General features: G+C 46.3%; 8 protein-coding genes and 1 pseudogene. 8 read left to right on the top strand and 1 reads right to left on the bottom strand.

Annotated elements, in window-relative coordinates:
- Window positions 1-337: 337 nt before the first annotated feature.
- Window positions 338-991, top strand: coding sequence for a hypothetical protein (locus tag GC093_RS35155; protein ID WP_171656619.1), 654 nt, complete (start codon window positions 338-340; stop codon window positions 989-991).
- 276 nt (window positions 992-1,267) lie between these two features.
- On the opposite strand, the pseudogene GC093_RS35150 reads toward GC093_RS35155, so the two are convergent.
- Window positions 1,268-2,236, bottom strand: a pseudogene (locus GC093_RS35150) (IS110 family transposase); the annotation flags it as partial.
- A 190-nt stretch (window positions 2,237-2,426) separates the two neighbouring features.
- Between GC093_RS35150 and GC093_RS35145 the strand changes: the two are divergent.
- The 7 genes from GC093_RS35145 (at window position 2,427) to GC093_RS35115 (ending at window position 10,218) form a co-directional block, all read left to right on the top strand.
- Window positions 2,427-2,744 carry a hypothetical protein gene (locus GC093_RS35145; protein ID WP_171656617.1) on the top strand — a complete coding sequence of 106 codons (318 nt, stop codon included), beginning with the start codon at window positions 2,427-2,429 and terminating at the stop codon, window positions 2,742-2,744.
- Window positions 2,745-3,300: 556 nt separating this feature from the next.
- The gene (locus GC093_RS35140) at window positions 3,301-4,332 is read left to right on the top strand and encodes a LacI family DNA-binding transcriptional regulator (RefSeq protein ID WP_171656616.1); all 1,032 of its coding nucleotides are present in this window, start codon (window positions 3,301-3,303) and stop codon (window positions 4,330-4,332) included.
- A 47-nt stretch (window positions 4,333-4,379) separates the two neighbouring features.
- Window positions 4,380-5,798, top strand: a complete 1,419-nt coding sequence (locus GC093_RS35135) for an extracellular solute-binding protein (protein ID WP_246315843.1) — start codon at window positions 4,380-4,382, stop codon at window positions 5,796-5,798.
- A gap of 94 nt (window positions 5,799-5,892) precedes the next feature.
- Window positions 5,893-6,765, top strand: coding sequence for an ABC transporter permease subunit (locus GC093_RS35130; RefSeq protein ID WP_171656615.1), 873 nt, complete (start codon window positions 5,893-5,895; stop codon window positions 6,763-6,765).
- A gap of 8 nt (window positions 6,766-6,773) precedes the next feature.
- Window positions 6,774-7,643 (top strand): carbohydrate ABC transporter permease, encoded by an 870-nt coding sequence (locus GC093_RS35125; RefSeq protein WP_171656614.1) that lies wholly within the window; start codon window positions 6,774-6,776, stop codon window positions 7,641-7,643.
- 43 nt (window positions 7,644-7,686) lie between these two features.
- The gene (locus tag GC093_RS35120; protein ID WP_171656613.1) at window positions 7,687-8,952 is read left to right on the top strand and encodes a CehA/McbA family metallohydrolase; all 1,266 of its coding nucleotides are present in this window, start codon (window positions 7,687-7,689) and stop codon (window positions 8,950-8,952) included.
- 54 nt (window positions 8,953-9,006) lie between these two features.
- Window positions 9,007-10,218: an MFS transporter gene (locus GC093_RS35115; protein ID WP_171656612.1), complete on the top strand. Its 1,212-nt coding sequence runs from the start codon at window positions 9,007-9,009 to the stop codon at window positions 10,216-10,218.
- Window positions 10,219-10,816 lie beyond the last annotated feature (598 nt).

Below are 10,816 nucleotides of genomic sequence, written 5' to 3'. Positions count from 1 at the left end.
TTGTAGTAGGTGTTTCATTAGGCCTTCCTTTATTTTTATTACTTCGTGAAATACAAATAGAGAAGAAATTAAAAGGCTGAATCTAGCGAATTTATTAAGCAAACGGACACTATAGTTGAACAAAACAAGGAGCAGTACTGCCTCAGCAGCTGCTCCTTGTTTTTATTAAGCTAAAGGGCAGATTTGCTTAACAAACAGGTAGGATAGTACGAAAGGGAATGCGGTAAAGAGCGAAGAATATGTTCATATTAGGATCGGCGTTTGTTAGAAAGTAGGTAGATGCATGAAGCTTAAAGGGACTATTACCGAACATGAATACAGAAAGGAATAAACTAGCATGCCTACTACAAGAACACGAAAGTTTATTGAGGAAGCTTTTAATAACGTGGAAGAAAAGCAAATATTATTGGCGACTTGTGACGTATACGACACCTTAGAACCGAAAGAAACAATTACTATTGATGAGCTTGAACCAATCGTTAATGCGGCAAGAAATAAACATATGGGGGTATGGCAAATAGGAGCTGACTTTCTTTGGAAATTAGCTATTAAACATGAAGTAGCTAGAGAGGCTATTCGCAACCTAATTACGTCAAAGAAGGTAAATGAACGTCTCCAAATCATTGCATGTATTAGAAAAGGTGTTTCGGTTCCTTTTTGCAAAGAAATAATCCTTACCGCAATCGCCGATAAAAAAGGAAAAAGGGTAAGGGAAAAGGCAGCACAAGCATTCAAAGAACTTAACTTAAAGGAACTCGTTCCTATTTTTGAGGATGCTTTGGACCGTGAACAAGATGATCAAACAAAAAAATCAATTGAAATGTACTTAGGTTTAGTCAGAGATGGTTACGTGCTTAAAGCATCTTTTGATAACAAACTATCTTTGGGTTTCCCAACTAAAAAAGGTGGAATTTGTTTTATAACAGTTAGTCATGAAGAAGTCAAAACTGAAGAGATGATTAAGGACGTCATAGATAAAAGACGGGACTAGCGGTATTAATATAAATTTCGTTGGCAGGCGTTCCGCTCCCTCGGTATGATTTAATTATCTCACGCAAGCTCGTCTATTCGCAGGATTTCATCCTTTCGATTTCGATGATGAATGAAAGAGAGCGAGATATATTAGGGCGTGTCGTTAAAAAGGCACGCGGGAACAGAGGTGGAGTTGAATCACCCAATTCATTCCAAATGCTGCACGTATTCTCCACGGTGCCCTTAGCGATTTTCACTCCCATGTCTCAACGGGCCAATAGCCCTTTCATTCCTTTGTCACATCTATCAAATTAAGTCCTGCGTGGCGGAGTAAGGCATTCCCATGCGCGTAACCTCTAAGATCTCCAGACTCTCCTAAAACACCAACTAAAGCAATTGAACTTATACCTGTAATGGCTAGGATCTTGCCTGAGTAAGGGATACGTTCAACAACGTCCTTAGCTTCTTTTTCGATCCTTTGCAGTTGTTTAGTTGCTAAATCATGCTCCTCAAGGAGCTGCTCTAGATGGAGTTTGTAAGCGTGTGTTGCCTGCTTAGAACCAACAGTTTGCTTGGCAAGATCGATGAGAAGATGAGCTCTACGTACACCAGAATGCCGCTTCATGGATTTCTGCCATCCTTTAATTACATCGTCAGGACTCAGTTTACAAAGGTCAGTTGGGAGTGGAAAAAGCCTAAGAGTTAACAATGCACCCTTACAAATTAAGATCTTAAAGACTTGTCTCAGTTCAGGGAAGACAATGTCGACCCAGCGATGGATCTGGTTTACCGCACTTACAAGCCTTTTAACGACTGTTTCTCGGTTAGCCATGAGTACTCGCAGCTCCTCGTACTCTGTGGAATGGAAGCGGACAGGGGAGTAGTAGCCGTTTTTCACCATGTCGGCGAAAACTAAAGCATCTTTTCTGTTGCTTTTAGAGCGAGTATTGTCGTGGTTTTCTTTATTCTTTTTAACTAGGTGAGGATTCACAAGTACGGCTTCAATGGCTTTGTTTTTGAGCCACCCAGCAAGGTTAAGCCAGTAATGACCAGTCGGTTCCATACCAACGATTATTTGGGATAGCTTATATGAAGCTAACAAGTCGCGAATCCAACGGTCGAGGGATTTGAACCCATCTTCGTCATTTCTGAACTCTAATGGATTACCGAGAGCGACTCCGCGGAAGTTAACTGCTCTAGCAACATGAGCCTCCTGAGCAATGTCTACACCCACAACAATGTGGTTAACGGTAATGTTTTCAATGAGTTGATTTTGCTTATCTTGTGATTTAAATCATAGTAGAGCGTCCTCCTGGATGATGGAATTAAAGGGCATTGACCCGTAGCGTACTTCCATCGTACTGAGGCGTTCGTTTTTTTACAAAGCTGAAATTTATCCATCTACAGGAATCTAACGAAGAACGTTTGCTCATTGATCCGAAGGGACGACAATTATGGAAAGCAGCATTGAAGAAATATTGAAAAATATTTGCAGGGAATTAATATTGCAATTAAGAGGTAATAACGCTGGAAATGGTAATGCACTGATTGATAGTAACTTAATTAGTACTTTACACACGAACCTAGATTATTATAAAAAATCAATAAGCAACGATGATATGGTTTCCAAAGAGATTGTCAGCATCCTGATTTACACTTGTAGCAGGTTCTACGTTCAAAGCAAACACTCCAAGAATTCGGATGAAATGTTGAAAGAATTTGATAGCTTAAACGGAAAATTATTAAGAATATTTATGACTGAGGATTGGTAATTTGTTATTGAGGGACGGGATACGATAGTTAAACATAAAGGGTTCCACATATTATTCATGCATAATATGTGGAACCCTTTATGTTATTTGATTTTTCTTAAGTTTAGGTCTTGATAATTTTCAGTCTAATATTTTATTTCTTTTTACAGTTTCTTCACTGTAATGCTTGAACTTCTGTCCTTTCTTAGCTGGCATCAAAATGCACCCCTTAGAATTCATCGGATTAACCAGGTTTTTTTTCCAACGTCTATTCTAAGGGGTACACTTCACCCATCAGGGAAGACTTTTTTCTTTATGTGAATATGGAATTGAGGGTGATTGCATTCCGAAATCGTCGAACCGCTTTCATAATCATCAAGTTATTTTACCGCTAGCCGTTCGAGAGAAATATTCTTTCACGGTCAAATTAACTTCAAAATCCTTGATTTCTCTCTATTTAGACCTATATATCCTGTAGTTAAACCTCATCTTTACAAATTCTAAGTACAGCGAAGACATTCAGTTAACAAAACCGGTTTAATATAAAACTCATCGAACGAACAAAGGAGTTGGTCAGTTGACAACGATCGATGATGTTGCAAAATCCGCCGGCGTATCCAAAAGCACCGTTTCCAATGTATTTTCACAAAAACGACCGATCAGCAAAGAAATATCTGAACGAGTGCTGGAGGCGGCCCGTGAATTGAACTATAAACCGAATTACTGGGCACGCAGTCTAGCCAATAAGGAAACACGAATCATCGGGCTCAACATGGAGGATGAAAAGGTCAAGTTTGGCCAATTTCGCATGACACTGCTAAATGGAGTGTTGGAGGAATGCTACATACGTGGCTACCGGCTTCTCGTGAATATGCTGCCGAAGCATTTCACGAACCGGTTGGAAAATTGGTCCTCCGATCCGGTGGACGGGGAAATATTGCTGGATCCGATGGTTCGGGATCCGCGCATCGAGGAGAGGGTGGCCGGCGGTATCCCAATCGTCGTCATTGGAAGGCCGCCAGAGTCTCACGAATCCACCGTTTCGTACGTCAGCAACGACAACGTTGGAGCTGGCCGTCAGGTAACCGAATACCTTATTGGTCTCGGACACCGGAATATCTTATTCTTGAATGCACCCGAACACCGTACCGTGTCCCATGAGCGCTTTGACGGATATCGGAAAGCGCTCGAAACGGCGGAGCTTCCAGTAGATGCCAAATTGGTTGTGTATAAAGACGAACGATCCGGAAGCTCTGAGGAATACGGATACATCACGGCCAAACGATTGCTTTCCGCCCGCCCGTCCATCACGGCAATTATTACGGATACGGATAAAGTGGCGCGTGGCGTCTACCAGGCGGCCGAAGAGCTTGGATTGGTAATTCCAAGAGATTTGTCGGTATTTGCTTTCAGTTTGGAGACCACATATGGAGCCGAGCTCCAGCCGCTGGTAAGCAGCATGTTGTTGAACGGGGAGCTGTTGGGAAGCGAAGCAGCCAAGATGCTTCTGGATCAGTGTGCAGCCAAAACACCAATCATCAAGCGGGTCATTATCCCGTGGGAGCTCATTCACCGCGAATCGTGCGGTCCAGTCAAGGTTGTTCAATGAGTCAACATAGATGCACCAAACAAAACGAATTCAAAAGGAGACTAGTCATGATGAAGAAAGTTATGAAAGTTAGTTTGGCGGTCGTAATGTCGTCCACGATGTTGATTACGGCTGCTTGCGGAAATTCGGATAAGTCGGCCGGCGGCAATGGTGACAGTCAAAAGCCTTCGGAGCAGAAGAAAAAGGAGCTTCGCATGATGGTAGGCACCATTGGCGGTAAAACCCCTGAGGAGCATGAGCTGTTTGAGAAGGAAGTGGAACGTCTTTCCGGTATCAAGGTCAAAATGGAGAAGCCTGCTACCGGATTCAACGATAAATTGCTGACCGCTATTTCCTCCGGCGAGAAATACGACTTAATCCAAGTGGATAGACCGCTTATGGAAGTACTGTTCGATCAAGGCGTATTGACTCCGCTCGATGATCGTATCAAGGGGTCCAAATTCATTTCCGACCCTTCTATTTTCCCTAAGAATGAATGGGAGCAGGTGAAGATGAGCGACGGCAAAATATATGGTATATTCACCAAGCTTCAGGGCGGTACGATGCCAATAGTTCGCAAAGACTGGCTGGACAAACTCGGGCTCCAGGAACCGAAGATGCTCGACGAATATTACAATGTGTTGAAAGCATTCAAAGAGAAAGATCCCGACGGGAACGGCAAAGCCGACACCTATGGCTTGTCCACAGCCGGCTTGTACGATATCCAGGGGTTTATGAGCGCTGCTGGTGTCAAAGCCGGTTACGTTACTAAGGATGGCAAACGCACGATCCCGTACGCGACTGAAGCCGCTATCCCGGTCTATGAATGGTTTGCCAAGTTGTACAAAGAGGGTATTCTTGACCCTAACTTCGCAACGAACGATGCAGGTAAAATGCGGGACATGTTCCTGACCGACCGCGTTGGTATGGTCACCTATTGGGATACGTGGGTAGGGACGTTCAATAATATGCGCATGCAAAAGGATCCCAATACCACATTCAAGGCAAAAGGTCTGCTGCCTGCAGCGGGGCCGGACGGCAAAATCATGATGCGCCGTGGAGAACCGAACGCATGGATCATTCCGGCAAATTCCCCAGATCCGAAGACGGCCATGGAATTTATCGAATTCTGGAGTACGGAGAAGGGCAATGTTCTCGCAACGCTTGGCATCGAAGGCCATGATTATACCGTAAAAGACGGCAAATACGAGCTGACACAGGATGGAAAAGACCATAATCTCGACCACGGCGCCCCTTATGTTTACAATACAAACTGGACGAACCCGTTCGGTTCCTTGCCAGGCGTGAAGGAAGCGAAGGAGCTGGTCATGAAGTACGGTACTGTGGAAACGACGGGTAAGGACTGGAAGGATATCGAGAAAATAATTAACAACTACGCGCTTCAAGCCATGCAGGGCAAAATACCGGCATCCGAAGCCGTCAGCAAAATGAATCAGGAGCTGAAAGCGGCAAAATTCATCGACTGACCGCTCCGCATGAAGTCCATTCAGAATAAGGGAGAGGGTGTTTGTGCCCTCTCTTTCAAATCAGCTGACAAGTAGAGAAGGTGGTGTTCGCAACATGAAGGCGCTACGGAAACATTCGGTCTTTTATCTCATGATGCTTCCGATAATCGTATATTTTCTCTTGTTTTCTTATTATCCGCTGCTCCGCGGTTTCATTACTTCATTTCAGAAGTTTCGCGTGATTGGAAACCGTCCTTTTGTAGGCTTGGATAATTACAAGACTGTTCTGACCGATCCGAACTTTTGGCGGATGCTGGAGAACACGCTGTTCATCGGCGGAGGAATTTTGGTGGCCGGGTTTGTGGCTCCGCTGATCGTGGCGCTCTCCTTGAGCGAAGTCATGAAAAGCTGGTTCCGTAAATTCACGCAAATGATCATTTATTTGCCGCATCTGTTCTCTTGGGTCGTCGTGGCTGGTCTGTGGATATTTATGCTGAGCCCCGACGGTGGACTGGTTAACGAAATTCTCGGCTGGTTCGGCGCGGTACCGATTCATTTTCTTGCGGAGGAAGCTTACGGACGTTGGATCATGATCGCTTCATCGATATGGAAGGAGGCCGGGTTTACTTGCGTCATTTATCTCGCCTCGATTGTCAGCATCAACCCGTCCTTATTCGAATCGGCCCGGATCGACGGGGCGAACCGATGGCAGCTGGTCCGTTACATTACGATCCCTCAGCTGGTGCCTGCTATGAAGGTCGTGCTTCTGCTCAGCACCTTGAGCGTGCTGCGAATTTTCGATCAAGTATTTATTATGAAAAATCCTGCCATCGAGCATTCGGTGGACGTCCTCATGATTTATACGTATGAAAAAGGGATCATCAAGTTCGACATGGGCGTTGCCAACGCAGCCGGGTTTATGATCATTGCCGCTACATTACTATTGACGCTAGTTGTCCGTCGGGCAATCCGTTACGACGAGGGGTGAACCATACGATGAACAGAAGAACTGAAGGCACCGGTTTTAAAGGGAGAGCGTTTGACGCTGTGAATACGCTCTTTCTCCTGATATTGATATCGACTATGATTATTCCTTTAATGAATACGGTAGCACTATCGTTCTCCACAGGCGTTGATTCAATGGAACCGAGGGTTGTTTTATGGCCTAAGGAATTCAGTCTGGAAGGTTATGTGACGGTATGGAGCAAAATCAAGCTGTGGCAGCCGTTCTTGAACAATACCATCGTGACGGTAGTCGGAACGGTCGGACACGTATTGCTGTCGTCCATAGCCGGGTATGTGCTAATCCAACGTTCCCTACCAGGACGGAAGCTCATGGTATCGTTCATCCTGCTCACAATGATGGTACCGGGTGAAATGATTATGATCCCCCTTTACATCGTGAACAAAGAACTGGGACTATTGAACAGCTTATCGGCATTAATCATCTCCGGCCTCGTATCCGGCTTCAGCGTGTTGTTAATGCGCAACTTTTTCCTGGCGGTGCCTCACGAGATGGCTGAATCGGCAAGGATCGACGGAGCGGGGGAACTGAGGATTTTTTTAACGCTGTACATGCCCCTAGCAGCCGCAGGTCTTGCCACCGTCACGCTGTTCGAATTCGTCAGCCGATGGAATCATTTCACCTCGGCGCTCATGTTCCTGAACGATAGTACCAAGTATACACTGCAAATTGCGCTCAAATCGCTTATTATCGATACGGCCTCGACATCTAGCAACTTTATTATAACCAAAAACATACGGATGGCCGGTATTGTCATTTCCTTGCTGCCGCTCGTCGTCATTTATCCTTTCGTGCAAAAATATTTTGTTCAAGGCGTCATGGTTGGCTCGGTAAAAGAGTGAGGTTTCAGTGATGAACGGTCAACAAAAAAAGGAGTGTAAAATAATGGAGCTTATCATCAGGCGCGAGATTGGTCCGCAAGAGGATGAATCGTATATCGAGGTCCCGTTTGAAATGCCTGCGGGTGTAGAGCGTATGCATGTGTTATTAGAAGCGCAGACATACGGAGCAGATAGAAGAGTCGTCAACCTTGGGATTAAAGACGCGCAGCGGATGCGCGGATGGAGCGGGGGAGCGCGCACTGAATTTTTTATTGGAACGGAAAAGGCGACGCCGGGTTACATACCGGGACCCTTAACGCCGGGTCCTTGGGCCGTTATGTTGAACGCTAGAAAAATAGGGGAGACCGGCTGTAGTGTCATCTTGACTATACGTTTCGAGATGGAAAGTCCAAGATGGCTGAAAGGAGAACTGCATGCGCACACCGTGCATAGCGACGGGGCATATACGATGCTTGAGGTGGAACGGATGGCGCTGGAGGCGGGGCTCGACTTTTTGGCCTTGACCGATCATAACACGGTTAGCCAGAACTTCGTTTATCCGAAGGATTCGGAGCTCGTCTTCATACCTGGCGTGGAATTGACTACTCGTTACGGCCACTGTAATTTCTACGGCGTAGAGCAGCCGGGCGACTATTTCCTGACTGCCTCATTCGACCAAGCGAAGGAGTATATCCGGATTGCAAGGGAGCGCGGGGCTAAAATTTCGTTGAATCATCCTCACTGCCGCAACTGCGGTTGGTTATGGGACTTCGATGTCGACCACGATTGGGTGGAAATATGGAACGGACCATGGCGGAAAGATAACGAGCTGACGTTGACCTGGTGGCACGAACAACTGGCGGCAGGGCGGAAGTTGGTCGCTGTTGGCGGCAGTGACTTCCACCGGGTACAGCCTCATGTTAAGCACGGCATGCCGACCAACTGGGTGTATGCGGAGTCGAGGACAGTTCGGGGAATTCTGGAAGCCGTAGACCGGGGCCGATTGTTCTTGTCCTATGCGCCGGAAGGACCGCGTCTTACGATGAACGCTGGCAAGTGGATGATGGGTGACACGATTTCGGCCGATGAGGTGGCGGATGGACTACAGCTTGTTATGTCCTGTAATGGACTGAACGCCGGAGACTCTATAAGGCTGCTTACGGAGTGTGGAGTGGAGCAGGAATGGATCGTAGAGCCTCGCTGCGAAACAAAGGAACTTGAAGTGAGGTTGGAAGAACGTTTATTTTACCGAGCCGAAATTCGCCGACATTTTGCTGAAGTCGGTCAAACCTTGCTAGCTTTGGCGTGCAATCCGATCTATATTCGATAACGTAACAACTAATCAACCGAGCTTATTCATTTATCAACGAGGAGATTCGACTTTGTGAATCAGCATGAGCAACAGATTTCCGGGAAGTTGATGAAGGCCAGTCGAATGCTTCTTGCTGTAAAAGCATTCAATACAGGTGCCAGCGCTTTGTCCGGCATATTCGTTAATGTATATCTATTTAAAGTGTCTGAGAACCTGCTGCAGGTTCTCAGCTTTCATCTGGCCTCCTTTTGCGCTTGGGTTCCCGCTTTTATCGGGGCCGCCTGGCTGGGCAAAAAGGCAGGAAGAACGATAGGACTGCTGCTTGGCAACGGCGGTTTCCTTTGTTTTTATTTGTGCATTCTGGTACTGGGACAAGTATCTGCAGCGTATTCCATACCGCTGGGGATATTATTCGGCGTCTCATCCGGCCTATATTGGATGTCGGTCAATACCCTTGTCGTGGATTTCACCTCGAAAACGAATCGGGACTGGTTCAACGGCGTCAACGGCATGATCAGTTCCCTCACCCAATTGGTCGGGCCGCTTATCGCTGGTTGGCTTATCGTCGGGCTGCAGTCCGGACTTGGTTACGGCATCATTTTTACCTTATCCGTTATCCTGTACGGTTTTTCTATCCTGTTCGGGCTGAAGCTCCCTATAGTAAAAGACTCGTCTCCCTTTTCCTGGCCCGCCCTGCTCTCCGTTCATAAACACCGGAGCTGGAGAGCGATGTCCTATAGCTTCGCAGCGCTGCATTTTCGCGATGATGTGCTCGCATTCGTCCTATGGCTGTTGATGTACACGGTAACCCGGAGCGAAGGGGTTATGGGCAATTTCGCCTTTCTGTTGACCTTGTGCTCCGTTATCTTCTATTACAGAATGGGCAGGAGCATAGGGAGTCAAGCGAAGTACCGGATAATGGTTATCGGAACGACAGGCTTTAGCGCTTCATTAATGCTGCTCTGGTGGAACATCAGTCCGTATACGTTGACGGCATATACCATACTGGCTGGCATATGCGTACCGTTATTCCAGGTGCCCTTCAATACGACATTGATGAATTCCATAGAGTCGTTTGACGATGGAGGTAAATACCGGATGGAGCTTATCGTAGCTAGGGAAATCGCGATCAGTATCGGGCGTATTGTCAGTGCTGCGGGGATGGTCATCGTACTAAGTGCAGGCGTTTCCCCTGAAGCGGCTTTAAAAGGGTATATACCTTTTCTGGTCATCGTGGGAATGTTGCCCCTTGTATGGCTGCTAGGAGTAAGGGTGCGGGAGTAGCGGCACGTTATCTCATCGGGGGATGTCCACCAGCCGATTAGTGTTAGAATGCGTGACATTCGGCGGAGATAGGGATCGCGACTCGATAACAACGGCGCAAAGACGATCACCCGACCGGATGTCTTGACGATATCGTTGACGACATGACAAATTACCTAAACTGAGGAAGTGTGCAGCCAGGGAGTTTCTTATCTGTGCGTAGGCAGACCAGGATGAGTGGATCCATCATCGCAGTAGTAAAAGAAATGTCGAGTGACAAGAACATATAAGCTTAAGTGGCCGCATAACTGCGGCTTTTTTCATTTTAACGATATATGTTCTTGTCAAAAGCCAGTGACAAGAACATATATCGTTTGCCGATTTAGGACAAGAACATGTATCGTTTCCCGCATTTAAGGATTATTCTCAATTTTTATGCTTGAAAGTCAGGGCAAGAGGAGTAGCAGCGTTTAGATTTAACAAAACATTCCTGTTAGGGCTAAGAAATAGCCTTTGTCAAAAAAGGAGCGCCTCGGTATGATGAGTTTGTCCCGGGCTTACAACCCAACACCATCAAGGAGGCGCTCTTATTATGAAGTTTAAACAATCAGAAGTACAA

Origin of the sequence: Paenibacillus foliorum (genome assembly GCF_013141765.1) — a bacterium.
Lineage (GTDB): Bacteria > Bacillota > Bacilli > Paenibacillales > NBRC-103111 > Paenibacillus_S > Paenibacillus_S foliorum.
The sequence above is the reverse complement of the archived record's forward strand: the minus strand, read 5'-3'. Positions and strand labels throughout refer to the sequence as shown.

What these genes read in the sequence shown, in the direction of transcription:
- GC093_RS35155 (WP_171656619.1), top strand. Translation starts at nt 338, where the DNA reads ATGCCTACTACAAGAACACGAAAGTTTATTGAGGAAGCTTTTAATAAC.
- GC093_RS35145 (WP_171656617.1), top strand. Translation starts at nt 2,427, where the DNA reads ATGGAAAGCAGCATTGAAGAAATATTGAAAAATATTTGCAGGGAATTA.
- GC093_RS35135 (WP_246315843.1), top strand. Translation starts at nt 4,380, where the DNA reads ATGATGAAGAAAGTTATGAAAGTTAGTTTGGCGGTCGTAATGTCGTCC.
- GC093_RS35130 (WP_171656615.1), top strand. Translation starts at nt 5,893, where the DNA reads ATGAAGGCGCTACGGAAACATTCGGTCTTTTATCTCATGATGCTTCCG.
- GC093_RS35125 (WP_171656614.1), top strand. Translation starts at nt 6,774, where the DNA reads ATGAACAGAAGAACTGAAGGCACCGGTTTTAAAGGGAGAGCGTTTGAC.
- GC093_RS35120 (WP_171656613.1), top strand. Translation starts at nt 7,687, where the DNA reads ATGGAGCTTATCATCAGGCGCGAGATTGGTCCGCAAGAGGATGAATCG.